The following is a 24,722-nucleotide window of genomic DNA, read 5'->3' as shown; positions in this document are numbered from 1 at the left end:
CCGCCGATGCCGGCATGGCCTATGCTGCCGGCATGGACGACGCGAGACTCGAGGGCTTCGTTGCGGCGCACCGCCGCCTGTTCGTGCTGACCGGCGCGGGGTGCAGCACGGCCTCCGGCATTCCGGACTACCGGGATGAGCAGGGGGCGTGGAAGCGCACGCCGCCGGTGACGTACCAGGCCTTCGTCGGTGAGGTGGCGACGCGCCAGCGCTACTGGGCACGCAGCCTGCTCGGCTGGCCCCGCGTCGCGGCGGCACGACCGAATGCGGCGCACCGCGCGCTGGCGGCACTGGAGCAACAGGGTCGTTGCGAATTGCTGCTGACGCAGAATGTCGATGGCCTGCACCAGGCCGCGGGCAGCACGTCGGTGATCGATCTCCACGGCCGCCTGGATGGCGTGGTGTGCCTCGCATGCGGCGCGACGACCTCACGCGCACGCCTGCAGCTTCGCCTGCAGCGGGCCAACCCCGGCTGGGCCAGTCTGGAGGCGGGTGCTGCGCCGGATGGTGACGCGGATCTGGAAGGGAGAGATTTTTCCCTGTTCCAGGTGCCTGCATGCGAGCGCTGCGAGGGCCTGCTCAAGCCGGACGTCGTGTTCTTCGGCGAGAACGTGCCGCGTGCGCGGGTCGATCGTGCGATGGCGCATCTGGGCCGGGCCGACGCGATGCTCGTGGTCGGGTCGTCGCTGATGGTCTACTCGGGCCTGCGCTTCGTGCACGCCGCGATACGGCTTGGCCTGCCCGTGGCGGCGGTCGGTCTGGGGCGCACACGCGCGGACGATGTCCTGCAGTTCCGGGTGGCGGCGCACTGCGGCGAGGCGCTCGCTTTCCTGCTGGACGACGCAGAGCGTCCGCCGGTCACTCCGTCGGCGGTTGCAGGCTGACCCAGCGCTCCAGCGAGTGCGGCGACAGCGGGCGCGACACGTAGTAGCCCTGCAGCAGGTCGCAGTTGAGCGAGGCCAGTACCGCACGCTGCGCCGCATTCTCCACGCCCTCGGCGACCACCTTCAGCGACAGGCTTTCGCCGATGCGCAGGATGGACGTGGTCAGCGCGCGTGCGGATTCGCTGTGTTCGAGATCGCGGACGAAGCTCATGTCCAGCTTCAGCTCGCTGATCGGCAGGCGGTGCAGGTGGCTGAGGCTGGAATAGCCGGTGCCGAAATCGTCGATCGACAGGCTGACGCCCATCCGGTGGATCGCGTCGATGTTGGCGAGCACTTCCGGCTTCTGCGCCAGCATGACGCTTTCGGTCACCTCGACCATCAGTTCGTCGGGCGACAGGCCGCACTTGCCCAGTACGTTGCCGATGAAGGTGGGCAGATCCTGCTGTTCGAAGTTGATCGCCGACAGGTTGACCGACACGCGCGGCACCGGCACGCCGCGGCGGCGCCAGTCGGCCATCTGCGTGCAGGCTTCCTCCAGCGTCCAGCGGCCCAGCTCGTCGATCAGGCCGCATTCCTCGGCCATCGGCACGAACGTCGCCGGCGAGATCTCGCCGATCTCCGGGTGCCGCCAGCGCAGCAGCGCCTCGACCCCGTGCAGGCTCGCATCGTCGTCCAGCGCGACCTGCGGCTGGTAGTGCAGCCGCAGCTGGCCGCTGCGCACGGCCTCTCGCAGTGCGTTCTCCAGCGCCAGGCGTTCCTGCATCGCCTGGTTCATCTCCAGGCTGTAGAACACGATGCGTCCACCGCCTTCGGACTTGGCACGGTACATGGCGATATCCGCATGCCGCACCAGCGAATCGACGTCCCAGCCATCGGTGGGGAACATCGCCACGCCCACGCTTGCCTGCGGGGTCAGTATCATGCGGCCGGCACTGAGCGGCTCCGACAGGCGGGCCATCAGCCGGTCGGCGAGGTTGGCGGCTTCCTCCGCCGTGCGGTCGGGAATCGCAAGCACGAATTCGTCGCCCGCCAGCCGCGCCACCACGTCGCCGTCGCGCAGTTCGCTGCCCAAGCGCTTCGCCAGTTCTCGCAGCAGCGCGTCGCCGGCCGTGTGGCCCTGGGTGTCGTTGACGATCTTGAAGCGGTCGATGTCGACGAACAGCAATGCCACCTGGCTATCGCGACGCGCGGCACCCAGCAGCATCTGCTCGACCTTGCTGTTGAACAGCGCACGGTTGGGCAGGCCGGTGAGCGTGTCGAAGAACGACAGCTGGTGCATGCGGGCGCGTTCGCGCTCGCGCTCCATCGCCAGCGCGCACAGGTGCAGGCAGACGTCGGCCACGCGCAGGTGGAATTCGTCCGGCGCGCGATTCTCCCAGTAGTACAGCGCGAACGTGCCGAGCACGCGGCCGTCGTTGCCCTTGACCGGGCTGGACCAGCAGGCGCGGATGCCGAGCGCGAGGAACGGTGCGTTGTGGGACTGCCAGCGCGGATCGCGCTCGATGTCCCGGCATTCGACCGGCTGCCCGCTCCAGGCGGCCGAGCCGCAGGCGCCGACCATCGGCCCGGCCAGCTCGCCGTCGATCAGGGTGGCGATCTGGTCGGGCAGGCTGGGCGATGCCAGCGGACGCAGGCGACCGTAGTCGTCGACGCCGATCACCGAGGCCACGGCCTCGGGCATGACCTTCTCGACTTCACGGCAGATCAGCGTCAGCACCTCCTGCAGCGGTTGCTCGCGGACGATCGCGGAAAGCACCTTGCGGTGCATTTCCTCGTGCAGCTTGCTGTGGGTGATGTCGGTGTAGACGCCGAGCAGGTAGCGGACGTTGCGCTCGGGGTCGAACACCGGGTTCACCACCGCCGAGATCCACAGCGGTACGCCGTTCTTGGCGTACACCAGCAACTCGGTGCGGTAACCCTGCTGGGTGTGCAGTTGCCCGCGCACCCATTCGACCGTTTCGGGGTCGGTGTGCGGGCCGGCGAGGAAATCGCTGGGCCGGCGCCCGAGGGCGTCTTCCGGCGTGTAGCCGAACATGCGCGTGAATCCCTGGTTGATCCAGGTGACGCGCGCGGCCTCGTCGCAGACGACGATGGCGTTGTCGCTGTGGTCGATGACCCATGACACGTCGGGTTCGCCATCGGCGACGTACGAAGGCATGGCGATGGCAGTAGGCCTCACGGTCGGTTCTTCCCCAAAAGAACGGTTGCCGCCAGATGGACCGGGTTCGTCACGGCATTCCCTGCCGAGCCGTCCCCGAGGCAGGGCAATACGTCGAGGTATTGCCCGTGATCGCAGCACTCTACCTGAAGTTTTCCGTGACGCGGGCGACGGCGCGACGTGCAAACGCTTCCAGCCCCCGGCGCGCCGGATCGCTGCCGCCGCGCACGCCGCCAGCGGCTCCGCGCGTGCGCGCAATGCCCAGGGTCCGCCCCGACAGGTGCGCACCGACACGGTGCGGATCGGCGGTGCGGTTCCGCCTGTCCGCCGGAGATGCCGGCGGCTGAGTGGTGTCGGCAAGCGTCTGCGGCGAGAATGGGGGCATGACCACTTCTTCCGCTTCCGCCGTGCTCGAAACCGTCGAACAGGAAACCGGCCCCGAGCCGCAGTGGTCCGTGCTCTGGTTGCACGGACTGGGCGCCGACGGCCATGACTTCGCGCCACTGGTGCCTGAACTGGTGCGGCCGGGCTGGCCGGCGCTGCGCTTCGTGTTCCCGCATGCGCCGGTGCGCGCGGTGACGATCAACAATGGCGTGCGCATGCGCGCGTGGTACGACATCGTGGGCATGGATTTCCCCACCCGCGCGGACAGCGCCGGCATCGAGGAATCCATCGTGCAGGTGGAGGCGTTGATCGCACGCGAACAGGCGCGCGGCATCGCGGCGGACCGGCTGTTGCTGGCCGGCTTCTCGCAGGGGGGCGCCATTACCCTGGCGGCCGGTCTGCGCAGGCAGGTACCGCTGGCAGGGCTCATCGCACTGTCGACCTACCTGCCGGGCGCTGCCCAGGCCAAGGCCCATCTCGCCCAGGCGGCGACCGCGCAGCCTGTCTTCATGGCGCACGGCACGGGTGATCCGGTGATTCCGCTCGTCCATGCCGACCAGAGCGCGCGCGTACTGGGCGAGTTGGGCTTCGACGTCCAGTGGCACCGCTATCCGATGGCGCACCAGGTCTGCGCGGAGGAAATCCGTGACCTGGGTGACTGGATGGCGCGGCGTTTTGCGTTGTAATCCCCACGCGCCCCCCGATGGATGACGCAGGGCGTCGCCATGGGTACCCTAGGACTCGGGGGATCACGCCAACGTTCACCGAGGACGCCTTTGCCGTGAAAGTGGTCATCGCCGACGACGAATCCCTGGCCCGCGAGCGGTTGCGCGCGCTGCTCGCCGAGCATCCCGGCATCGACGTGGTGGCCGAAGCCGAAAATGGCCTCGATGCGCTGCAGGCGTGCTCGCAGCATCGCCCCGACATGGTGCTGCTCGACATCGCCATGCCCGGCGTAGACGGACTGGAAGCGGCCCGCCACCTGGCGGCCTTCGATCCGCGTCCGGCGGTGGTGTTCTGCACGGCCTACGACGAACACGCGCTGTCCGCGTTCGAGGCGGCGGCCATCGACTACCTGATGAAGCCGATCCGTCCGGAACGGCTGGCCGCGGCGCTGGAGCGCGCGCGTACCTTCATTGCCGGGCGCGAGAACCATCCGCCGGCGGCATCGAGCAACCAGCCGCGCACGCACCTGTGTGCGCGCCTGCGCGGCAGCCTGCGGTTGATCCCGGTGGACGAGGTGCATTACCTGCAGGCCGAGGAGAAGTACGTGGTGGTACACCACGCCCGCGGCGAGGACCTCATCGAGGAATCGCTGAAGTCGCTGGAGGAGGAATTCGGCGGGCGCTTCGTGCGCATCCATCGAAATTGCCTGGTGGCGCGGCACGAGCTGGTCGAGATCAAGCGCGTCGGCGATGGCCACGTGCAGGCCATCCTGCGCCACGGCAAGACGCCTCTGGAGGTCAGCCGCCGTTGCGTGGCCGGCCTGCGCGAGACGGTCAAGGCGCTTTGATTCCCGCGAGCGCCGTGCCATGCGGGATAATGCCCGCATGACCACGCTGCGTATCGCCACCCGCAAGAGCCCGCTCGCCCTCTGGCAGAGCGAACACGTCGCCGATCGCCTGCGCGCCGCGCACCCCGGTCTGGTCGTCGAGCTGGTGCCGATGAGCACGCGTGGCGACGAAGTGCTCGACCGGTCGCTGGCCGCGATCGGTGGCAAGGGCCTGTTCCTCAAGGAACTTGAATTGGCGATGCTGCGCGGCGAAGCCGATTGCGCGGTGCATTCGCTCAAGGACGTGCCGATGGAACTGGAGGGCCCGTTCGCCCTGCCGGCCATCCTGACCCGCGCCGATCCTGCCGATGCGTTCGTCTCGAACCTGTACGCCGATGTCGCCGCGCTGCCGCAGGGCGCACGGGTTGGGACGTCGTCGCTACGCCGGCAGGCACAGTTGCGCGCGCTGCGCCCGGACCTGGAACTGCGCGACCTGCGCGGCAACGTCAACACGCGCCTGGCCAAGCTGGATGCGGGCGAGTACGACGCCATCGTCTTGGCCTGCGCCGGCCTGCAGCGGCTCGGTTTCGCCTCGCGCATCCGTGCCCGGCTGGATGCGCCGGACTGGCTGCCGGCGCCCGCGCAGGGTGCGGTCGCGGTGGAGTGCCGCGCTGAAGACCCCGATACGCACGCGCTGTTCGCGGTACTGGATGACGCCGCCACCCGCATCTGCGTGGAAGCGGAGCGGGCGATGAACCGCGCGCTGCATGGCAGCTGCCATGTACCCGTCGCCGCATTCGCGCAGCGCGATGGCGGCGATCTCGTGCTGTCGGGACTGGTGGGATCGGCCGCCGATGGCCAGGTGCTCCGTACCGAAGCGCGCGGATCGGCCACCGATCCGGACGCGCTGGGGCGCAGGGTCGCCGCGCAGCTGCTGGAGCAGGGCGCGGGTGCGTTCCTCGCCTGAGGGCCCTTACTTGAAGCGGTAGACCACGTTCATCGTGGTCAGCGTGTCGGTCTTCTTGATGTCGGGCGCGACATCGCTGTTGTGGCGGGCCTGCCAGCCGGCCTTCAACGCCAGGTGAGAGTTCATCGTCACCGACACGCCCAGATCGTTCTGCGCGAACGTGTTGTACTCGCCCGACTCCACCAGCAGCTTGTTGACGATCTCGGTGTTCTCGCTGAGGGCGTAGCGCATGTCGATGAGGCCACGGCCGATGAAGCTGGCTTCGGTGCGGCCGTCCACGGTGTCGTAGGCACGCCGGTAACCCGGCCCGACCTGCAGGTCGAGGTGCGCGCGTTCGTTTTCGATCACGCGGTTGCCGTAGCTCAGGCTGACCGACTGCTGCCGGCTGTAGGTGCCGAAGTCGTCTTCCTCGTGGCGCACCGACGTGTTGAGTGTGCCGCGGTCGTCCATCTTGTACGCGCTGTTGGCGGTCACCGTGTAGCGGTTGGCGGTGGTGCGACGGTCGCGGACGACGCTGCCGTCCTCCTGCGTGCGCGTGTACTCCGAGCGCGAATGCAGGCCGAACAGGCTGGCGCTGTGGCGCCAGGCGCTGCCGTCGTTGTAGGTGAGGTCCAGCCGCCCGTTGAAGCTTTCGTTGTTGCTGTTGCCGCTGGCGGCCGCGAAGCCCAACTCGCCACCGCCGGTCAGCGCCGGGGCGGGCGGGGTGGCCGGTGGCGGCGGCGGTGCCTCTTCGGGAATCGGACGCACTGCCATCGCGACGACCGGCACCACGATGGCGTCCTGCTTGCTCAATCCCTTGCCGGTCTGCGATGCGGCGGTCTTGTCGTTGCGTGGCAGCAGGATGTCGGTGGCGTGCGCCTGGATCGCGCCGCCCGTCATGAGGGCAAGGGCGAGCAGGGAAGGGGACATCCGGGCGGGCATGGCGAATCTCGGGGGAGTGGGATGGCTGAAACCGGTTACATGTTAGGGAGGCACCCTTGATGCCACAACCCAAGTGCTTGTTCCGATTCAGGTTTGCGACATGCATTCTGCCACGGGAGCGGGTCCGGATCAGGATCGCCGTCACGGACGGCAGCGTTCGCGGTATTCCCGCAGTTCCCAGGCCAGGCGTCGTCGTCCTTCGTCGCTGGTGTCCGGCAGCAGGCCGTAGACGTTGTCATGGATCTGCGGGCAGGGGTCGGTGGTGTAGTCGGGACCGCCAAAGAGCCATCCGATCGTCTTTTCCAGCGTCTGTTTGGGCGAGGTCGGCTCACGCATCCGGAATCGACCGCCGTTGGCGCCGCCGGGAAGCGGCGGTATGCGACTGGCGGTCAGCGCGGGCTGGAAATCCAGCGCCGGCGCCGTTTCCATGGCCCATGCCGCGCCCTGGGCGAGATAGTCGGGAGTGGGGGCGGGCGTCGATGTTGCTGTCGCCGAGGTCGGTCGTGAGGCTCGTTGTGGTGACGGGACGCGGCGACGCAAGTCCGGCACCCGGGAATCTGCCGAGGACGAGGGAGGTGTCGCGGGCGGCGGACGAGATGGAGCAGGTCGCGGGCGCTCGATCCAGCGCACCCGCATGGCGGGTGGACCCGCGCGCTCATCGGCGCTCGGATGGGGTGCGCGCAACAGCACCCAGGTCACCATCCCATGGATCACCACCACGATCATGGCCGCGATGGCGCGGCTCCGGCCTTCCACTGACATCCTGTCATCTCCGCATCCTGTACGCGGAGTCTGTCGCGCCGGAAATGAATCCGGAGTTATGCCATCGGGCCATCGCCGCGTGGCGTGGCGCATCGCCCGCGAGCGTGCAGGTATCTCAAGCGGCCAGGGTGCCTTGGGTCCGTGCGTTGGGGGCGCCACGTCGGCGAGGACACGCCGCGGCACCAGGCACCGCACGGGCCCAAGGCGCCATCGGCGCCTGTCCCCTGTCTCCGATCCAACGGCGGGCAGGCGATGAAAACGGCCACCCGTCGGTGATAATCCGCGCACGCCCCCTGCCGTGCCGCCCATGGACAAGATCGAACGCATCACCGCCCTGCACCGCATCCTGAAAGCGGCGCGCTATCCGGTCACCGTGAAGCGCCTGCAGGAGGAGCTGGGTTGTTCGCGTGCCACCGTCTATCGCGACCTGGCCTACCTGCGCGACGCGCTGATGGCGCCGATCGAGGGCGATGGCGAGGCGGGCTTCCGCTACCACGCCGCCGAAAGCGACCGCTTCGAACTGCCGGGCCTGTGGCTGAGTTCGGAAGAGCTGTATGCGCTGCTCGCCGCGCAGCAGTTGCTGGTGCGCACCGGCGGCGGCGTGCTGTCGGGCGCGCTGGCACCCCTGCAGAAGCGCATCGAAGGACTGCTGGCCGACCACGCGGGCGTGGACCAGTGGCCGGTCGACCGCGTGCGGGTGATTCCGCACCGCGGTCGCAAGCTGGACGAAGCCAGTTTCCGCACCGTCGCCTCCGCCGTGCTGGAGCGCAAGCAACTGCAGTTCGAGTACCGCGCACGCTCCACCGACGAGCGCACCAGACGCACCGTGTCGCCGCAGCGCATCACCCACTACCGCGACAACTGGTACCTGGATGCGTGGGACCACGAGCGCAACGCATTGCGCAGCTTCGCCGTCGACCGCATCGGCAATGCGCGGCTGGGCGACGAACCCGCGCGCGATCTGCCCAACGAAGAACTGAACCAGCACCTGGCCTCGAGCTACGGCATCTTCTCGGGCGAACCCAAGGGCTGGGCGACCATCCTGTTCAGTGCCAAGGCCGCGCGCTGGGTCGCCGACGAGCAATGGCATTCCAAGCAGCAGGGCCGCCATCTGCCTGATGGCCGCTACGAGCTGAAGATTCCCTACAGCGTCTCGCGTGAGCTGCTGATGGACATCCTGCATTACGGCGCCGACGCCGAGATCGTGGAGCCCGCGGTGCTGCGCGAGCAGGCGAAGGCGCTGCTGGAACTGGCGCTGTCGAACTACGAGAAGAAATGACGCCGTAGAGCGGAGCTTGCTCCGCTGCTTGACGTCGAAAGTCGGATGGCCTGCTGCCGAAAGCAGCGGAGCAAGCTCCGCTCTACGTGCGATGGTTGCCGCGTTCTACGGCCCCTTCGGTTCCCCGAACCCCCGCTTGCCCACCTGTTCCGGCACCTGCGGCACGCGGACCAGCTGCCGGGCGTTGATGCCATGGTCGCGGGCGCGCCTGACCAGGTCCTGGTACTGCGCATCGGTCATCACCGGATCACGGGCCAGGATCCAGCCCATGTCGCGTCCCGGGTAGTCGGCCAGGGCCCACGAGTAGTCGGGCGCCACCTCGACGATGCGCCACTTCGCCGGCACCACGCCAACGAACCACAGCGTCCACTCCCGGTTGCCGCTGCCCTCCTTGACCGAGGCGCGCGCATCGCGAGACTGCTCCGGTGCGGTGAAGCCCTCGCGGTAGTGGTAGGTCACGCCCACCTTGTCGCGGTCGCGCAGCGCGTACTCGTAACGCGCCGCCACATGGCCGCGCTCGGCGAAATAGGGGATGTGGGCGATGACGCGCCAGGTGCCCATGAAGCGCGGCAGGTCGACGCCAGCAGGCTCTTCGCGGACGTCGCCGCGATGGCCGCAGCCGGCCGCCAGCACCAGCAGGCAGGCGAGCAGTGCGTAGCGGGTCGCACGGGGAAACACGGCCATGGGCATGTGGAACTCCTTTCTCCCCGTCATACGGACACGCTAGCCATCAGGATGCGATGGAGATGTTAACCGCTGATGTCGCAATCGGTGAGATGCGCGTGCGCCACTGTGACGTCCAGTCGACATCACCTCACAGGAGTGCGCCGCCATGTTCTTCCTTTCGCCCGCTTCGTCCGTAGCGCCGTCATCCGACCGGCCCGATGCCGCCCTGGATCGCCTGCTTCGGCGCGCCGTGCTGACCGGCCTGGCGCTGGTGCTGCTGGTGCCCTTGGCGCGCGCCAGCACCGACGCGCTGGGATGGCTGCCGCTCTGGCTGGTCGGCATGCCGGCGGCGGCCTGGTGGGCGCTGCACCGGTTCAGGGTGCCCGGCCGGACCGCGGCAGCGCGTATCGAACGGCGGCGCCGTGGACCGCAGGCGCGGCGCCTCCCGAGGGCGGCCTGACCTTCGGCAGGGGGTGGCCTCCGGGCCTTGTGCTAGCGTGACATGTTCATGAACTGCACCTCCGGAGCCCCGTCCGATGTCAAAACTCGCCCATGCCTGCCTGGCGGCAGGCTTCGCCGTTGCCGGCGCGCTGTCGGTTCCCGCCCACGCCAGGGGCGCTGACGTGTCCGACGACCCGTATGCCTGGCTGGAGGACGTCGAGGGCCAGAAGCAACTCGACTGGGTGAAGGGCGTCAACGCCAAGGCCGAGGCCGAGATCGCGTCGACCCCGGCCTTCAAGCAGCTGGAAGCGGACATCCGCGCCATCCTTGATTCCGACGCCAAGATCCCCGGCGTGCAGAAGATCGGTGACCACTACTACAACTTCTGGAAGGACAAGCAGCACGAGCGCGGCCTGTGGCGGCGCACTACGCTGGCCGAGTACCGCAAGCCGCAGCCGCAGTGGGAAACCGTCCTGGACCTGGACGCGCTGAACAAGGCCGAAGGCAAGAACTGGGTCTGGCACGGCGCCGACTGCCGCAAGCCCGACTACACCCGCTGCCTGATCGCGCTGTCGCGCGGCGGCGCGGACGCGGATGAGACCCGCGAGTTCGACCTGGTCAACAAGAAATTCCTGGCCGACGGCTTCTACCGTCCCGAGGCCAAGGGCGGCCTGGGCTGGAAGGACGCGGATACCGTCTACGTCTACACCGACTTCGGTGCCGGCAGCATGACCAGCTCCGGCTACCCGCGCATCGTCAAGGAATGGAAGCGCGGCACGCCGCTCGACAGCGCCAAGGTGGTCTACGAAGGCAAGCCGGACGACATGTACATCGCGGCGTACCACGACGACACGCCGGGCTTCCAGCGCGATTTCGTCAGCCGCACGCTGGCCTTCTACAACGACGAGATGTACCTGCGCGGCAAGGACGGCAAGCTCACCAAGATCGATGCGCCGAACTCGGCCAACAAGGGCGCGTTCCGCGAATGGTTGACGCTGGAGCTGCGCGAACCGTGGACCGTCGGCGGCAAGACCTACGCCGCGGGCTCGCTGCTCGCCGCGAAGTTCGACGACTTCATGGCCGGCAAGCGCACGTTCGACGTGCTGTTCGAGCCGACCCAGACCACCTCGCTCGCTGGCATGTCCGTGACCAAGAGCCACGTCGTGCTGAATGTGCTGGACGACGTCAAGAACAAGCTCAGCGTGCTGACGCCGTCGGCCACCGGCTGGAAGCGCAGCGCGTTCGTCGGCGCCCCCAGCTTCGGCACGGTCAGTGTCAGCGCGGTCGACAGCGACGACAGCGATGCGGTGTGGATGACCGTCACCGACTATCTCACCCCGACCACGCTGTCGCTGGTCGAGCTGGGCCAGCAGCCGGAACAGCTGAAGTCGATGCCGGCGTTCTTCGACGCGTCCGGCAAGAAGATCGAGCAGCACTTCGCCACCTCGAAGGACGGCACCAAGATCCCGTACTTCCTGGTGCGCCCGGAAGGCCTGAAGTACGACGGCAGCACGCCGACCCTGCTGTACGGCTACGGCGGCTTCGAGATCTCGATGACGCCGGGCTATTCCGGTGGCGTCGGCAAGGGCTGGCTGGAGAAGGGCGGCGTCTACGCGGTCGCCAACATCCGCGGCGGCGGCGAATACGGTCCACGCTGGCACCAGGCGGCGCTGAAAGCCAACCGCCACAAGGCCTATGAAGACTTCGCGGCGGTCGCGCAGGACCTGATCGCCCGCAAGATCACCTCGCCCAAGCACCTGGGCATCCAGGGCGGCAGCAACGGTGGCCTGCTGACCGGCAACATGCTGACGCAGTATCCGGAGCTGTTCGGCGCCGTGGTGGTGCAGGTGCCGCTGCTCGACATGAAGCGCTACAGCCACCTGCTGGCCGGTGCGTCGTGGATGGCCGAGTACGGCAACCCCGACACGTCCGACTGGGAATTCATCAAGACCTTCTCGCCGTACCACCTGTTCGATGCCAAGAAGGACTATCCGCCGACGCTGTTCATGACCTCGACGCGCGACGACCGCGTGCACCCCGGCCACGCCCGCAAGATGGCGGCGATGATGCTGGATGCCGGCAAGGACGTGCGCTACTACGAGAACATCGAGGGCGGCCACGGCGGTGCGGCGAACAATGCCCAGGCCGCGCACATGAGCGCGCTGGCCTATACGTTCCTCTGGCAGCAACTGTCGAAGTAAGTGTTGGCTCCCTTCCCCCGCATGCGGGGGAAGGTGCCCGAAGGGCGGATGGGGGCAGCGCCGACGTCAAACGGAGTCGCTCGCCTCCACCCCAACCCTCCCCCGCATGCGGGGGAGGGGGCCTATCCCGACGCATTGCATCCCGCATTCCCGGACCCCATCCATGAAGACGACTTCCCTCCTGCTTGCCGCGACCGTCCTGATGAGCACGCCGATCACCTCCGCTTTCGCCGCCACCGCCACCCCGCCCGACGTGGCCAAGAAGCCGCACGTCGTCAAGGCGCCGCATGGCGCCGAGCGCAATGACGAGTACTACTGGCTGCGCGACGACAAGCGCGAGAACAAGGAGATGCTCGCCTACCTCAACGCGGAGAACGCCTATGTCGACGCGGTGATGGCGCCGCTGAAGCCGCTGGAGGACAAGCTCTACAACGAGGTCGTCGCGCGCATCAAGCAGGACGACGCCAGCGTGCCCTACCGCGAGCGCGGCTGGTGGTATTACGCGCGCTTCGTCACCGGCAAGGACTATCCGGTACACGCGCGCCGCAAGGACGGCCCCGGCGTGGATGCGGTGTCGATCCAGGCGGCGAACGCGGCCGGCGACTTTGTCGGCGAACAGGTGCTGCTGGACGTCAATGCGCTGGGCGAAGGCAAGGATTACTACAGCGTCGGCGACTACGAGGTCAGCCAGGACAACCGGCTGCTCGCGTACGCCGACGACACCAACGGCCGCCGCCAGTACACCATCCGCTTCAAGAATCTGGACACCGGCGAGATCCTGCCGGATACCGTGACCAATGCCGAACCGAACCTGGTCTGGTCCAACGACGGCAGCACGCTGTTCTATGTCGACAAGGATCCGGAAACCCTGCTCAGCAAGCGGGTGAAGTCGCACGTGCTGGGTACCCCGGCCAGCGACGACAAGCTGGTGTACGAAGAGGAAGACGACAGCTTCTACATGGGCATCGGCCGCACCCGCGACGATGAATTCATCTGCATCGGCGTGGAAAGCACCGTGTCCTCGGAGATGCGCTGCACGCCGGCCGCCAGCCCGGGTGTGTTCACCGTGCTGGCGCCGCGCGAGCGCGACGTCGAGTACCAGGCCGATCATCTGGGCGGCCGCTGGGTGATCCGCACCAATGCCGACGGCGCCACCAATTTCAAGGTCGTCACCGCGCCGACCGGTTCGACTTCGCGCAAGGACTGGAAGGACTGGATCGCGCACCGCGACGACGTGTTCGTCGAGGGCATCGAGCTGTTCGACGGCTTCAGCGTGGTGTCCGAGCGCGCCAACGCGCTGGAGAGCCTGCGCGTGATCAAGGCCGACGGCAGCAGCGAGGACATCAAGGCCGACGAGCCTGCGTACTCGATGGGCCTGTCCGCGAATCCCGAGACCGGCACCGACTGGGTCCGCTACAGCTACACGTCGATGACCACGCCGGCCACGACCTACGAGATCAACACCAAGACCGGCGAGCGCCGCCAGTTGAAGCAGCAGCCGGTGCCGGGCTACGACGCCTCGAAGTACGTGACCGAGCGCGTGTGGGCGCCGGCCCGCGACGGCAAGACGAAGATCCCGGTGACGCTGGTGTACCGCAAGGACGTCGCCCGCGACGGCAAGGCGCCGATGCTGCAGTACGCCTATGGCAGCTACGGCTCGTCGATGGACCCGAACTTCAGCATCACCAACATCAGCCTGCTGGACCGCGGCGTGGTGTATGCGCTGGCGCACATCCGCGGCGGCCAGGAAATGGGCCGTACCTGGTACGACGACGGCAAGCTGTACAACAAGATCAACACCTTCACCGACTTCATCGACGTCACCGATTACCTGGTGAAGGAAGGTTATGCGGCCAAGGATCGCGTCGCCGCGATGGGCGGCAGCGCCGGTGGCCTGTTGATGGGTGCGGTGTCGAACATGGCGCCGGAGAAGTACAAGGTCATCCTGACCCTGGTGCCGTTCGTCGACGTGGTCACCACCATGCTCGACCCCAGCATCCCGCTGACCACCAACGAGTACGACGAGTGGGGCAACCCGGAAGAGAAGGGCTACTACGACTACATCCTGAAGTACTCGCCCTACGACAACCTGGCGGCCAAGGCCTACCCGGCGATGTTCGTCGGCACCGGGCTGTGGGATTCGCAGGTGCAGTACTGGGAGCCGGCCAAGTACGTCGCCCGCCTGCGCGACCTGAACACGAGCAAGAACACCATCGTGTTCCGCACCAACATGGAAGCGGGCCACGGCGGCAAGTCGGGCCGTTTCCGCCAGTACCGCGAGCGTGCGGAAATGTACGCCTTCATGCTGGACCAGCTGGGCGTGGCGTCGAAGTAACCGCGTCGTGCGTGAACAGGGAGAGCCGGGGAAACCCGGCTCTTTCCGTTTCCGGATCGCGAACCCGGGGGCTTCAGTAGGTGCAGGTCACCGCCGATAACCCGGAAGAGTCGGCGCGAGCGGGTGAGGGTCATGGCAGGGTGGGGTGCGGTCGCAAGATCGGCGCGGATGGTATTCGCGCCGTCCGTTGCCGATTTGGGGTACAAGGTCGACGTGCACCAGCCGTCTCCGCCGCCGCCGCGTGACCTGCCCGATGCGCACCCGGTGCGCTTCCGCTGGGCGTGGTGGCTGCTGGCGTACGCCAGCCTCGGCATGGGCATCGTGGGCGTGTTCGTCCCCGGCCTGCCGACCACGGTCTTCATCCTGGTCGCCGCCTATGCGGCGTCGCGGGGTTCCGAGCGGCTGCATCGGTACCTGGTCACCCATCCGCGCTTCGGGCCGATGATCCATGACTGGCATCTGCATCGTGCCGTCTCGCGACGGGCCAAGTGGGCCGCGACGTGGACGATGCTTGCCAGTGCCGCGATCCTGGTCGCGCTGATGCTGTGGACCGCTTCGCACCGCTGGTGGATGGTGGCGCTGCCGATCGCCTGCATGGCCGTGGTCGCCGCCTGGTTGTGGCGACGTCCGGAACCGCCGCGTGCGGGGTGAACGGCCATCGCATTCATCCCGCTGTGGCTATACTCGCGGCATGAACCGGAACGTCCGTCTTGTCCTCGCTGCCGCCGTCATGGCGGTCCTGTCCGCCTGCGGTGCCAAGGGCCCGCTGTTCATGCCGGAGAAGCCGGTCGAAGAGGCGCCGGTGACGCCGGCGGAGCCGGCACCGCCCGCGACCGACAGCGTTCCCGCCGAACCGCCGATCGATCCCGCGACGGTGCCCGCCACCGGCGGGAATGGCTGAGTTTCCGCACGCGCGGTCCACGGCGATGCGGTTCACCAAGATGCACGGCGCCGGCAACGACTTCGTCGTGCTCGATCTGCGCGATGGCCTGCCGCCGCCGGATGCCGCGCTCGCCGCCGCACTGGCCGATCGTCACCGCGGTGTCGGCTGCGACCAGATCCTGACCATCGAGCGGCCGCGCAGCGCCGGTTCGATCGCGGCCTACCGCATCTGGAATTCCGACGGCTCGCCCTCGCAGCAGTGTGGCAACGGTGCGCGCTGCGTGGCGGCCTGGCTGATGCGCGACGGTGCGGCGCACGGCGACATGTTCGATGTCGACAGTCCACTGGCCACGCACGCGGTCGAACGGATCGGCGCCGACCGCTATGCCATCGCCATGGGCGTGCCGGAGTTCGTGCCCGCCCGCATTCCGATGCATGGCTTCGAGCAGGTGCGTGCCGAATACGATGCGGACGTGGACGAAGGTCTGCGGCTGCGTTTCGGCGCCGTATCGATGGGCAATCCGCACGCCGTCATCGAAGTGCCTTCGGTCGACGCCGCGCCGGTACGGCATTACGGCCCGCTGCTGCAGCGCTCGCGGCATTTCCCGGAATCCGTCAACGTCGGCTTCGCCGAGGTCGTCGCGCGCGACCGCGTCCGCCTGCGCGTGTACGAGCGCGGCGTGGGCGAGACGCTGGCCTGCGGCAGCGGCGCCTGCGCCGCGGCGGCGGTGCTGATCCGCCGCGGCCGGGTCGATCGCGACGTGGCCATCGCGCTGCCGGGGGGCGAGTTGCGGATCCGCTGGCCGTCCGACGACGCGCCGGTCATCATGTCGGGGCCGGCGGCATTCGTATTCGAAGGGGAATGGTAAGCATGAGCGAGACACTGGAAAAACTGGGCGCCCACGACGTCGCGGCGTGGCTGCGTCGGCACCCGACCTTCCTGAAGCAGTTCCCGGACCTGGCCCTGAGCCTGGTGGTGCCGCGCGACGATGGCCCCACGGCGTCGCTGGCCAGCTACCAGCTGGAAGTGTTGCGCGACAAGAACCGCGAACTGTCGCGCCGCCTCACCGACCTGTTCGCCAATGCGCAGGAGAACGAACGCCTGGCCGTCCGCACGCACCAGCTGGCGCTCACGCTGATGAAGCAGGGCACTGCCGCCGACACCGTGCGTGCGATGGCCGCCTCGCTGGCCGAAGACTTCAATGGCGACCGCGTCAGCATCGTGCTGCTGCAGCCCGTGGCCGGGCTGGAGGAAAGCGAGTGGCTGCAGGTGATTCCGGCCGACAACCCGCACATGGCGCCGTTCCGCGACTGCCTGCGCGACGGCGAGCCGATCTGCGGCCGCCTGCAGCCGGAGAAGCACGTGCTGCTGTACGGTGCGCGTGCCGAGGACGTGGCGTCGTCGGCCTTGCTGCCGCTGCCGGGCATCGGTCTGGTCGCCGTCGGCAGCCGCGACGGCAACCGCTTCTACCCCGGCATGGGCACGCTGTTCCTGCGCATGATGGGCGATACGCTGGTGACGGCGCTGAAGCGGTTCGATGGTTGAGCGCGGGCCGACGCTTCCGGCCGTCATTCCGGCGAAAGCCGGAATCCATTTCGCTCTTGTCTTTCCGGTGGGCCGATCAAGACAAACGCAACGGCAACGTGGATTCCGGCTTTCGCCGGAATGACGGATCACCGGAATGTACGCAGTCGCCGACTTTATCGCCCATCTCCAAGTCGAGCGCCGGGTCTCCACGCACACGCTGGATGCCTATCGCCGTGACCTCGCCGCGCTGACCGAATGGGCGCAGGCCCAGGGCATCGCCGGTCTTGCCGAGCTGCAGGCGGAACAGCTGCGCGGCTTCGTCGCCAGCGAACATCGGCGCGGCCTGTCGCCGAAGAGCCTGCAACGGCGCCTGTCCGCCTGCCGCAGCTACTACCAGTGGTTGCTGAAGCACGGCCGCGTCGCTGCCAGTCCTGCCGCCGCGCTTCGCGCGCCCAAGGCACCGCGCAAGTTGCCGCAGGTGCTGGACGCGGACGAGGCCGTCAGGCTGGTCGAGGTGCCGGTCGATGCGCCGCTGGGCAAGCGTGATCGCGCGTTGCTGGAACTGTTCTATTCCTCCGGCCTGCGCCTGAGCGAGCTATGCGCCTTGCGCTGGCGCGACCTCGATATGGCCGGCGGCATGGTCACCGTGCTCGGCAAGGGCAACAAGGAACGCAAGGTGCCGGTCGGTTCGCACGCGCGCAACGCATTGGCGGAATGGCGACAGGAAAAACCCGCCGGCAACGACGCGTTCGTGTTCCCCGGTCGCGGCGAGGGTCCCATCTCGCAGCGCGCCGTGCAGATCCGCATCAAGCAGCTCGCGCAACGGCAGGGGCTGTTCAAGCACGTACACCCGCACATGCTGCGCCACAGTTTCGCCAGCCACATCCTGGAATCGTCCGGCGACCTGCGCGGTGTGCAGGAACTGCTCGGCCATGCCGACATCGCCACCACGCAGATCTACACGCACCTGGATTTCCAGCACCTGGCCAAGGTGTACGACGCCGCGCATCCCAGAGCGAAGCGAAAGAAATAGGGAAGCCGTAGGCTGGGATGAAGCAACGCGCAATCCCAGCGCGTGGCGCTCGATATCGCGGGGTTGCTGGGATTTCGCTGCGCTGCATCCCAGCCTACGGTCGGTGTTCGGAGCGTTCTCCCAAAGGTCATGCTTGAACCGGGCACCGGCGTCCCCACCTCTGGGGGAACACCCCGGAGGCCTCCATGGACCCCAGCCAGAATCCCAACGTTTTCCACGCCACCACCATCCTGTCCGTGCGCCGCAACGGCCATGTCGCCGTTGCCGGCGACGGCCAGGTGACGCTGGGCCACACGGTGATGAAGGGCAACGCGCGCAAGGTGCGCCGGCTCGGTCGCGACGGCCAGGTGCTGGCGGGGTTCGCCGGCGCCGCGGCCGATGCGTTCACGCTGTTCGAACTGTTCGAAGCCAAGCTGGAAAAGCACGGCCAGCTGACGCGTGCGGCGGTCGAACTTGCGAAGGATTGGCGCACCGAGCGTCGCCTCGGCAAGCTCGAAGCGCTGCTCGCGGTCGCCGACAAGGAAACCTCGCTGATCATCAGCGGTACCGGGGATGTCATCGAGCCGGAGGACGGCATCATCGCCATCGGTTCGGGCGGTTCCTACGCCCTGTCCGCGGCGCGCGCGCTGCTCGCGCATACCGAGCTGGACGCAAAGTCCATCGCGGTCGAGTCGCTGAACATCGCCGGCGACATCTGCATCTACACCAATCGCAACGTGGTGGTCGAAGAGCTCTGAGGCTCCGACCGCCATCCCGCTCCGGCCGTCAGGGTCGGGGCTGAAGCCCCTCCTACAGAACATCACGCCATGACCGAAAACACCTCGTCCACCATGACGCCGCGCGAGATCGTGCAGGAACTGGACCGCCACATCGTCGGCCAACATTCCGCAAAGCGCGCCGTCGCCATTGCGCTGCGCAACCGCTGGCGCCGCATGCAGCTCGATGCCGGGCTGCGCAACGAAGTGATGCCCAAGAACATCCTGCTGATCGGCCCCACCGGCGTCGGCAAGACCGAGATCGCGCGCCGGCTGGCGACGCTGGCCAACGCACCGTTCGTCAAGGTCGAAGCCACGCGCTTCACCGAGGTCGGCTACGTGGGCAAGGATGTTGAGCAGATCGTCCGCGACCTGGCGGACACCGCAGTGAAGATGTACCGCGAACAGGCCAAGGCGCGCATGCGCACGCAGGCCGAGGAACGTGCCGAGGACCGCATCCTCGATGCGCTGCTGCCGCGACGCGATGCCGCAGGCGGCAACGGCTTCGGCTTCGGCGCGAACACCACCACGGTCGACATCGGTGCCGAACCCTCGCCGAAGGAGTCGGAGACCCGCCAGAAGCTGCGTCGCCAGCTGCGCAACGGCGATCTGGACGACCGCGAGATCGAACTGGAACTGGCCGCCAACGTCGGCGTCGACATCATGACGCCGCCCGGCATGGAGGAAATGGGCCAGCAGCTGCGGCAGATGTTCTCCAACCTCGGCGGGCAGAAGACGCACAAGCGCACCGTGACCATCAAGGCCGCCCGCCCGCAATTGATCGAGGAGGAAGCCGCCAAGCTGGTCAACGAGGACGACATCCGCGCCGCGGCCATCGAGGCCTGCGAACAGCACGGCATCGTCTTCATCGACGAGATCGACAAGGTCGCCAAGCGCAGCGGCACCATGAGCGGTGCCGACGTCAGCCGCGAGGGCGTGCAGCGCGACCTGTTGCCGCTGGTCGAGGGCAGCAACGTGTCGACCAAGTACGGCACGGTGAAGACCGACCACATCCTGTTCATCGCCTCGGGCGCGTTCCACCTGGCCAAGCCCAGCGACCTGATCCCGGAGCTGCAGGGCCGCTTCCCGATCCGCGTGGAACTGTCGGCGCTGAGCAAGGAGGACTTCATCCGCATCCTTACCGAACCGAAGGCCGCGCTGACGAAGCAGTATGTCGAACTGATGAAGACGGAAGGCGTGTCGCTGCGCTTCACCGACGATGCGGTGGATCGCCTCGCCGAGATCGCGGCGCTGGTCAACGAGCGCCAGGAGAACATCGGTGCCCGCCGCCTGCATACCGTGCTGGAACGCCTGCTGGACACGCTGAGCTATGAAGCACCGGATCGCGACGGCCAGAGCATCACCATCGACCGCGCCTACGTCGATGCGCACCTGGGCGAACTGGTGCAGGATCCGGACCTGAGCCGTTACATCCTGTGACGCCACGAACCCGCCGCAAGGCGGGTTCTTCGTTTCCGGGTCGCGGCGGGGCGTCGGTTACAATCGCACCTCGTTCCGCAAGACGCTTTCACCCGTATGAGTACGCTGCCTCCCTGCCCGCAATGCGCCTCCGCCTACACCTACGAGGACGGCGCCCAGCTGGTCTGTCCGGAGTGCGGACACGAGTGGTCCGCCGATGCGGCGGCGGCCAGCGACGATGAGCGCGTCATCAAGGATGCCAACGGCAACCTGCTGCAGGATGGCGACACCGTCACCGTCATCAAGGACCTGAAGGTCAAGGGCTCATCGCTGGTGGTCAAGGTCGGCACCAAGGTCAAGAACATCCGCCTTGTCGATGGCGACCATGACATCGACTGCAGGATCGACGGCATCGGCGCGATGAAGCTCAAGTCGGAGTTCGTGCGCAAGGCCTGATTCCACGTTTCTCTCTCCTCGACGGACATGGAAGACCGCATGGAACCCCTCCCGCAGGCATCGCCGGACAACGTGGGTCGGACCGTGCTGGTAGTGGGTGGCGCGGGTTTCATCGGTGGCTATCTGGTCGCGGCGCTTCGCCGCCATGGCTGGAACGTGTTGCGCGCAGTGCGACCGAAAGGACGCGCGCTTTCGGACGATGAGCGCGCCTGCGACCTGCAGGCGATGGTGCGCCTGGAAGACTGGCTGCCGCTGCTCGATGGCGTGGATGCCGTCGTCAATGCTGCCGGCATCCTGCGCGAAGAGGGCGGCCAGACGTTCGAGGCGATCCATGTCGAGGCGCCTTTCGCACTCGCGCAAGCGTGCTTGGCACGCGGCGTAGGCCGTTTCGTGCAGGTCTCGGCGCTCGGCCTTCCCGAGGACGGTCCGTTCATCGCCTCCAAGCATCGTTTCGACGAGCGACTCGGCGGCCTCGCATTGTCGTCCGTCGTGCTTCGCCCCTCGGTGGTGTATTCGGTCAGCGGTTCGTATGGCGGCACCTCGCTGCTGCGTGCGCTGGCAGGATTTCCCGGCGTGCAATGGCTTCCGGGCGATGGGCGCTGGCAGGTGCAGCCGCTGGCGGCGGAAGACCTCGGGGAACTGGTCGCGCGCGCGGCGTCGGGCACCGTCACCGGCATCTATGACGTGGGCGGTCCCGCACCGCTGTCGTTGCGCGACTACCAGGGGCAGTGGCGGCGCTGGCTGCGGGTCCCGGGAGCGCGTGTCGTCGCCGTGCCCGAGGCCGCGGTGTCGCTCGCCGTCACCGTCATGGAAGCGCTCGGACGCGGTCCGGTGGGACGCACCATGTGGCGCATGCTCCGGCGCGGCAACACGGCGGGGCCGGACGCGGGCGAGCGGCTGGCGGCCGATTTCGGCATTCGGCCGCGCACGCTGGAGGATGCACTCGCATCGGCGCCGAGCCAGGTGCAGGACCGTTGGCAGGCGGAGCTGTATTTCCTTGCGCCGGCCTTGAGATGGTCCGTGGTGGCGCTCTGGCTGCTGTCGGCGCTGGCCGGCTTCCTCACCCCGGCGGCCGATATCCTGCGCCTGTCGTCCGGCACGCCGCTGGATGCGATGGATCCTGTGCTGCTGGCCCGTGGTGGTGGCGTGGCCGACCTGATGCTCGGCCTGTGGCTGGCCAGCGGCCGGCGCCCCCGTGCCGCCGTCTCCGCGATGCTGCTGTTGCTGCTCGCCTATACGCTGGTGCTGGGCATCGCCGTGCCGGCGCTCTGGTGGGACCCGCTGGGCGGACTGGCGAAGAACCTGGGGCTGCTGCCGACCCTGGCCGTGCTGTGGGTCCTGACGGAGCGACGCTGATGACGTACCTGTGGGTGAAGTGGATCCACATCCTCGCCTCGACCCTGCTGTTCGGCACGGGCCTGGGCATCGCCTTCTTCATGTGGCTGGCGCACCTGCGCGGCGATGCACGCGTCATCGCCGCCACGGCGCGCACGGTGGTCATCGCCGATGCCTGCTTCACCGCCCCCGCCGTGGTGGTGCAACTGGGCAGCGGCCTGTGGCTGACGCATCTGCTCGGCCTGCCGCTGGACGTGTTCTGGGTGAAGGCGGCGCTGGTGCTCTTCTTCGTGATCGGTGTCTGCTGGTTGCCGGTACTGTGGCTGCAGGTACGTGCGCGCGATCTCGCGGCGCAGGCGGCCACCACCGGCGCGCCGCTGCCGCCGGCTTACCACCGCGCGATGCGGTGGTGGTTCTGGTTGGGCTGGCCAGCCTTCATCAGCGTCATCGCCATCTTCTGGCTGATGGTGGTGAAACCCGCCTGAGGTCCGGCGTTCAGTCCTCGCCGATATCCTCGTTCCACACCTCGGGATTGGCGCGGATGTAGCCGCCGAGCAGGTCGATGCATTCCTGGTCGTGCAGGTCGACGACCTCGACGCCGGATTCGCGCAGCCAGTCGATGCCGCCCTGGAACGTCACCGATTCGCCGACCACCACGGTGCCGATGTTGAACTGGCGCACCAGCCCGCTGCAGTACCAGCAGGGCGCCAGCGTGGTGACCATGATCGTGTCGCGGTAGCGACGCTGGCGGCCGGCCTTGCGGAAGGCGTCGGTCTCGCCGTGCACGGAGGGGTCGCCTTCCTGCACGCGGCGGTTGTGGCCGCAGCCGAGCAGGCGCCCGTCCTGGTGGTAGAGCGCGGCGCCGATGGGGATGCCGCCCTCCGCGAGTCCCTGCCGGGCTTCGGCGATGGCGGTCTGGAGGAGGGCGTGGTAGTCGATGGACGTGCTCATGCGGTGAAAGGCCGGTGGTGTCAGGTGCGCAGCATCCCACACGTGGAGAATGTGATACCACTCACGGCGCATGCGCCGGCGAGCGGTTAGAACGCAGGACGCGGTGCGGAAGGCGCACCGGAACCTGGGGAGTCGGAGATCATGGGGAAGGATGCCAAGGCGCCGCCGTGCCGCGCGTGGGCGGTGGCGGTACTGGTCATGTGTGCGATGTCGTCGGCGACGGACGCGCGCGCACAGGCCATCGAACAAGGGTTGCTGCATCTGGAATGGGGCGATCCGCCACCCGTGGCGAAGGGACAGCCACGGCGTGCGCCGCAGTTCAACGCCTCGCTGCTGAAGGACGACGGCACCCGCATCCGCCTCGATCCCGCGCAGGCGAAGCTGGCGGCGGGCGATCTGTACGTGCTGGCCAATCGCCGCGTTGCCGTGGCCTTCGCGCCCGCGGGACGCGTCATGTCATCCATGCCGGCTATCGAGGCCATCGTGCCTGTCGATCGCGTGACGCAATCCGCACCCATGCATGCCGCCAATGCCCGCGTGATGGCGGCTGCACCGATCAGCGGCACCACACGCTGGGTGACGCTGATGTGCAAGTTCAGCGACCTCGCGGACGAGCAGAAGGACCTGGCGTTCTTCCAGTCCCAGTACGGCGAAGGCGTCGGCCAGCTCGGTCATTACTGGCGCGAGGTGTCGTACAACAAGATCAACCTGACGGGCAGCACCGCGCATGGCTGGTACACGCTGCCCAGTCCGCGTTCCACGTATGTCACGACCGTGGATGGCAAGGACAAGGCAGACCTCAACAAGCTGTTCGCCGACTGCGCGTCGGCCGCACCGGACACCGTCGACCTGACCGCGCCGGTGGGCATCAACATGATGTTCAACGGCAACCTGGACGGCTATGCCTGGGGTGGACAGAGCTGCGCCACGGTGCGCGGCGCGCGCCTGTGCAAGCGCGTTACGTGGAACCCGCCGTGGTCGTTCGGCAACCTCGCCCCGCTCGCGCACGAGATGGGACACGGTTACGGCCTGCCGCACTCGGACAATTCCGATGGCGACGACGATACCTACGACAACCCGTGGGACGTGATGAGCGACAGCTGGTCGAACGCGGTCGGCGACACCACGTACGGCACGCGTCCAAAGCACATCAACATCTTCCAGCGCCACCGCCTGAGCTGGGTGGATGCGCCGCGGCAGCAGATCGTGGCGCTCGCCGACAGGACGACGCGCGACATCACGCTGGACTACGCGCACCTGGCGGGCTCGACGAACGTGCAGATGCTGGTGCTCTCGATGTCGCCGCAGGCCGATCCCTACGCCACCGTGGTGTACACGCTGGAGGCACGGAAGCGCGAGGGTACGTACGAAGGCAACCTGGCCGGCAATGCGGTGATCATCCACAAGGTCGAACGGTCCGGGACCGCCTACAGCATCGATGCCGACGTGCCGCCCGCGAACCGTTCGAACAACGAAGGATCGATGTTCAAGGTGGGCGAGCGCTGGATGACGCCCGAAGCCTCGCACCTGGTGACCGTCAAGGCGCAGACGGCGACCGGGTTCGTGCTGACGGTCGGGCCGGCGCGCGTGATGAGCACACCCTTGCCGCCACGCCTGAAACCGGACGCGGTGGCGCCGTCTTCCCTCGCATTGCCGGCTGCGCAACCCGCCTCTGGCGGTGCGCGCGAACGTACGCCGGCGGTCACGCGCTGCGTCGCTGGTGGCATGCGTTCGCCTGCCATCGCCTGCGCGATCCGCGAGCGCTGAATGTAGGGGATGTCCCTACGTGCCCCGACATCGTGCAAGTGCGCGTTGTCGGGGCGTAAAACGATGATGTTCGCTGTCGATTCCTGACCTGCATCGCAGTTCGGAA

The 24,722-nt window shown here is 67.8% G+C and carries 24 protein-coding genes; 19 read left to right on the top strand and 5 right to left on the bottom strand.

Annotated features, from left to right (window positions below; translation table 11 throughout):
- The first annotated feature begins 14 nt into the window (after window positions 1-14).
- On the top strand, window positions 15-884 hold the full coding sequence (locus tag CSC78_RS06980) for an NAD-dependent protein deacetylase (RefSeq protein ID WP_162337183.1): 870 nt from the start codon (window positions 15-17) through the stop codon (window positions 882-884).
- Here CSC78_RS06980 and CSC78_RS06975 read toward each other — a convergent pair.
- The gene (locus CSC78_RS06975) at window positions 859-3,042 is read right to left on the bottom strand and encodes a sensor domain-containing protein (RefSeq protein ID WP_162337182.1); all 2,184 of its coding nucleotides are present in this window, start codon (window positions 3,040-3,042) and stop codon (window positions 859-861) included. The two genes, CSC78_RS06980 and CSC78_RS06975, sit on opposite strands and share 26 nt — an antisense overlap.
- 383 nt (window positions 3,043-3,425) lie before the next feature.
- Between CSC78_RS06975 and CSC78_RS06970 the strand changes: the two genes are divergently transcribed.
- The 3 genes from CSC78_RS06970 to hemC all read left to right on the top strand — a co-directional run bounded on the left by CSC78_RS06970 (window position 3,426) and on the right by hemC (window position 5,885).
- Window positions 3,426-4,112, top strand: a complete 687-nt coding sequence (locus CSC78_RS06970) for an alpha/beta hydrolase (RefSeq protein WP_162337181.1) — start codon at window positions 3,426-3,428, stop codon at window positions 4,110-4,112.
- Between the two features lie 95 nt (window positions 4,113-4,207).
- Window positions 4,208-4,939 (top strand): LytR/AlgR family response regulator transcription factor, encoded by a 732-nt coding sequence (locus CSC78_RS06965; RefSeq protein WP_162337180.1) that lies wholly within the window; start codon window positions 4,208-4,210, stop codon window positions 4,937-4,939.
- Between the two features lie 37 nt (window positions 4,940-4,976).
- Window positions 4,977-5,885, top strand: a complete 909-nt coding sequence (gene hemC, locus CSC78_RS06960; RefSeq protein ID WP_162337179.1) for a hydroxymethylbilane synthase — start codon at window positions 4,977-4,979, stop codon at window positions 5,883-5,885.
- 6 nt (window positions 5,886-5,891) lie between these two features.
- Here hemC and CSC78_RS06955 read toward each other — a convergent pair whose 3' ends face one another.
- Both CSC78_RS06955 and CSC78_RS06950 read right to left on the bottom strand, forming a co-directional pair.
- Complete coding sequence (locus CSC78_RS06955; RefSeq protein WP_162337219.1) at window positions 5,892-6,638, bottom strand: DUF481 domain-containing protein; 747 nt, start codon at window positions 6,636-6,638, stop codon at window positions 5,892-5,894.
- Between the two features lie 309 nt (window positions 6,639-6,947).
- Window positions 6,948-7,568 (bottom strand): hypothetical protein, encoded by a 621-nt coding sequence (locus CSC78_RS06950; protein ID WP_162337178.1) that lies wholly within the window; start codon window positions 7,566-7,568, stop codon window positions 6,948-6,950.
- A 307-nt stretch (window positions 7,569-7,875) separates the two neighbouring features.
- On the opposite strand from CSC78_RS06950, the gene CSC78_RS06945 reads away from it, so the two are divergent.
- Entirely contained in the window at window positions 7,876-8,847 is a 972-nt protein-coding gene (locus CSC78_RS06945; protein WP_162337177.1) for a helix-turn-helix transcriptional regulator, read from the top strand.
- Window positions 8,848-8,952: 105 nt separating this feature from the next.
- Here the strand turns inward: CSC78_RS06945 and CSC78_RS06940 are convergent, their stop codons facing one another.
- Entirely contained in the window at window positions 8,953-9,537 is a 585-nt protein-coding gene (locus tag CSC78_RS06940) for a lipocalin family protein (RefSeq protein ID WP_162337176.1), read from the bottom strand.
- A 142-nt stretch (window positions 9,538-9,679) separates the two neighbouring features.
- On the opposite strand from CSC78_RS06940, the gene CSC78_RS06935 reads away from it, so the two are divergent.
- The 13 genes from CSC78_RS06935 to CSC78_RS06875 all read left to right on the top strand — a co-directional run bounded on the left by CSC78_RS06935 (window position 9,680) and on the right by CSC78_RS06875 (window position 22,383).
- Window positions 9,680-9,973, top strand: a complete 294-nt coding sequence (locus CSC78_RS06935) for a hypothetical protein (RefSeq protein WP_162337175.1) — start codon at window positions 9,680-9,682, stop codon at window positions 9,971-9,973.
- Between the two features lie 76 nt (window positions 9,974-10,049).
- A complete protein-coding gene (locus CSC78_RS06930) occupies window positions 10,050-12,155 on the top strand; it encodes a prolyl oligopeptidase family serine peptidase (protein ID WP_162337174.1) in 2,106 nt (701 codons plus the stop codon).
- Window positions 12,156-12,318: 163 nt separating this feature from the next.
- Window positions 12,319-14,490 carry a S9 family peptidase gene (locus CSC78_RS06925; protein ID WP_238391183.1) on the top strand — a complete coding sequence of 724 codons (2,172 nt, stop codon included), beginning with the start codon at window positions 12,319-12,321 and terminating at the stop codon, window positions 14,488-14,490.
- A gap of 213 nt (window positions 14,491-14,703) precedes the next feature.
- The gene (locus CSC78_RS06920; RefSeq protein ID WP_274379346.1) at window positions 14,704-15,141 is read left to right on the top strand and encodes a YbaN family protein; all 438 of its coding nucleotides are present in this window, start codon (window positions 14,704-14,706) and stop codon (window positions 15,139-15,141) included.
- 40 nt (window positions 15,142-15,181) lie between these two features.
- On the top strand, window positions 15,182-15,391 hold the full coding sequence (gene lptM, locus CSC78_RS06915; RefSeq protein ID WP_162337172.1) for an LPS translocon maturation chaperone LptM: 210 nt from the start codon (window positions 15,182-15,184) through the stop codon (window positions 15,389-15,391).
- Window positions 15,384-16,241: a diaminopimelate epimerase gene (gene dapF / locus CSC78_RS06910; RefSeq protein ID WP_379608859.1), complete on the top strand. Its 858-nt coding sequence runs from the start codon at window positions 15,384-15,386 to the stop codon at window positions 16,239-16,241. The genes lptM and dapF overlap by 8 nt, the downstream gene beginning before the upstream one ends.
- Before the next feature lie 2 nt (window positions 16,242-16,243).
- Complete coding sequence (locus tag CSC78_RS06905; protein ID WP_162337170.1) at window positions 16,244-16,918, top strand: DUF484 family protein; 675 nt, start codon at window positions 16,244-16,246, stop codon at window positions 16,916-16,918.
- Window positions 16,919-17,054: 136 nt separating this feature from the next.
- The gene (xerC, locus tag CSC78_RS06900; protein WP_162337169.1) at window positions 17,055-17,933 is read left to right on the top strand and encodes a tyrosine recombinase XerC; all 879 of its coding nucleotides are present in this window, start codon (window positions 17,055-17,057) and stop codon (window positions 17,931-17,933) included.
- 185 nt (window positions 17,934-18,118) lie between these two features.
- On the top strand, window positions 18,119-18,670 hold the full coding sequence (hslV, locus tag CSC78_RS06895) for an ATP-dependent protease subunit HslV (RefSeq protein ID WP_056879246.1): 552 nt from the start codon (window positions 18,119-18,121) through the stop codon (window positions 18,668-18,670).
- A 69-nt stretch (window positions 18,671-18,739) separates the two neighbouring features.
- Window positions 18,740-20,128 (top strand): ATP-dependent protease ATPase subunit HslU, encoded by a 1,389-nt coding sequence (hslU, locus tag CSC78_RS06890; RefSeq protein WP_162337168.1) that lies wholly within the window; start codon window positions 18,740-18,742, stop codon window positions 20,126-20,128.
- Window positions 20,129-20,224: 96 nt separating this feature from the next.
- Window positions 20,225-20,563, top strand: coding sequence for a zinc ribbon domain-containing protein YjdM (locus CSC78_RS06885; protein ID WP_162337167.1), 339 nt, complete (start codon window positions 20,225-20,227; stop codon window positions 20,561-20,563).
- Window positions 20,564-20,602: 39 nt separating this feature from the next.
- Window positions 20,603-21,919, top strand: a complete 1,317-nt coding sequence (locus CSC78_RS06880; RefSeq protein ID WP_162337166.1) for an SDR family oxidoreductase — start codon at window positions 20,603-20,605, stop codon at window positions 21,917-21,919.
- Window positions 21,919-22,383 (top strand): DUF2269 family protein, encoded by a 465-nt coding sequence (locus tag CSC78_RS06875; protein WP_162337165.1) that lies wholly within the window; start codon window positions 21,919-21,921, stop codon window positions 22,381-22,383. The genes CSC78_RS06880 and CSC78_RS06875 overlap by 1 nt, the downstream gene beginning before the upstream one ends.
- A gap of 10 nt (window positions 22,384-22,393) precedes the next feature.
- Here CSC78_RS06875 and CSC78_RS06870 read toward each other — a convergent pair whose 3' ends face one another.
- Entirely contained in the window at window positions 22,394-22,849 is a 456-nt protein-coding gene (locus CSC78_RS06870) for a nucleoside deaminase (RefSeq protein WP_162337164.1), read from the bottom strand.
- A gap of 141 nt (window positions 22,850-22,990) precedes the next feature.
- Here CSC78_RS06870 and CSC78_RS06865 point away from each other — a divergent pair, with 141 nt between their 5' ends.
- A complete protein-coding gene (locus CSC78_RS06865) occupies window positions 22,991-24,616 on the top strand; it encodes a metallopeptidase domain-containing protein (RefSeq protein ID WP_162337163.1) in 1,626 nt (541 codons plus the stop codon).
- Window positions 24,617-24,722 lie beyond the last annotated feature (106 nt).

Source organism: Pseudoxanthomonas japonensis (assembly GCF_010093445.1).
Classification (GTDB): domain Bacteria; phylum Pseudomonadota; class Gammaproteobacteria; order Xanthomonadales; family Xanthomonadaceae; genus Pseudoxanthomonas_A; species Pseudoxanthomonas_A japonensis.
Note: the sequence above shows the minus strand (reverse complement) of the source record. Positions and strands in the feature narration are given on the sequence as shown.

Excerpts from the sequence above, each read along its gene's own strand:
- CSC78_RS06880 (WP_162337166.1), top strand. The coding sequence starts at position 20,603 with ATGGAACCCCTCCCGCAGGCATCGCCGGACAACGTGGGTCGGACCGTG.
- CSC78_RS06980 (WP_162337183.1), top strand. The coding sequence starts at position 15 with ATGGCCTATGCTGCCGGCATGGACGACGCGAGACTCGAGGGCTTCGTT.
- CSC78_RS06970 (WP_162337181.1), top strand. The coding sequence starts at position 3,426 with ATGACCACTTCTTCCGCTTCCGCCGTGCTCGAAACCGTCGAACAGGAA.
- CSC78_RS06925 (WP_238391183.1), top strand. The coding sequence starts at position 12,319 with ATGAAGACGACTTCCCTCCTGCTTGCCGCGACCGTCCTGATGAGCACG.
- CSC78_RS06875 (WP_162337165.1), top strand. The coding sequence starts at position 21,919 with ATGACGTACCTGTGGGTGAAGTGGATCCACATCCTCGCCTCGACCCTG.
- hslU (WP_162337168.1), top strand. The coding sequence starts at position 18,740 with ATGACCGAAAACACCTCGTCCACCATGACGCCGCGCGAGATCGTGCAG.
- CSC78_RS06945 (WP_162337177.1), top strand. The coding sequence starts at position 7,876 with ATGGACAAGATCGAACGCATCACCGCCCTGCACCGCATCCTGAAAGCG.
- CSC78_RS06905 (WP_162337170.1), top strand. The coding sequence starts at position 16,244 with ATGAGCGAGACACTGGAAAAACTGGGCGCCCACGACGTCGCGGCGTGG.
- CSC78_RS06865 (WP_162337163.1), top strand. The coding sequence starts at position 22,991 with ATGGGGAAGGATGCCAAGGCGCCGCCGTGCCGCGCGTGGGCGGTGGCG.
- CSC78_RS06950 (WP_162337178.1), bottom strand. The coding sequence starts at position 7,568 with ATGTCAGTGGAAGGCCGGAGCCGCGCCATCGCGGCCATGATCGTGGTG.
- CSC78_RS06930 (WP_162337174.1), top strand. The coding sequence starts at position 10,050 with ATGTCAAAACTCGCCCATGCCTGCCTGGCGGCAGGCTTCGCCGTTGCC.
- lptM (WP_162337172.1), top strand. The coding sequence starts at position 15,182 with ATGAACCGGAACGTCCGTCTTGTCCTCGCTGCCGCCGTCATGGCGGTC.
- CSC78_RS06870 (WP_162337164.1), bottom strand. The coding sequence starts at position 22,849 with ATGAGCACGTCCATCGACTACCACGCCCTCCTCCAGACCGCCATCGCC.
- dapF (WP_379608859.1), top strand. The coding sequence starts at position 15,384 with ATGGCTGAGTTTCCGCACGCGCGGTCCACGGCGATGCGGTTCACCAAG.
- CSC78_RS06885 (WP_162337167.1), top strand. The coding sequence starts at position 20,225 with ATGAGTACGCTGCCTCCCTGCCCGCAATGCGCCTCCGCCTACACCTAC.
- hemC (WP_162337179.1), top strand. The coding sequence starts at position 4,977 with ATGACCACGCTGCGTATCGCCACCCGCAAGAGCCCGCTCGCCCTCTGG.
- CSC78_RS06935 (WP_162337175.1), top strand. The coding sequence starts at position 9,680 with ATGTTCTTCCTTTCGCCCGCTTCGTCCGTAGCGCCGTCATCCGACCGG.
- CSC78_RS06955 (WP_162337219.1), bottom strand. The coding sequence starts at position 6,638 with ATGGCAGTGCGTCCGATTCCCGAAGAGGCACCGCCGCCGCCACCGGCC.
- CSC78_RS06975 (WP_162337182.1), bottom strand. The coding sequence starts at position 3,042 with ATGCCTTCGTACGTCGCCGATGGCGAACCCGACGTGTCATGGGTCATC.
- CSC78_RS06940 (WP_162337176.1), bottom strand. The coding sequence starts at position 9,537 with ATGCCCATGGCCGTGTTTCCCCGTGCGACCCGCTACGCACTGCTCGCC.
- hslV (WP_056879246.1), top strand. The coding sequence starts at position 18,119 with ATGGACCCCAGCCAGAATCCCAACGTTTTCCACGCCACCACCATCCTG.
- xerC (WP_162337169.1), top strand. The coding sequence starts at position 17,055 with ATGTACGCAGTCGCCGACTTTATCGCCCATCTCCAAGTCGAGCGCCGG.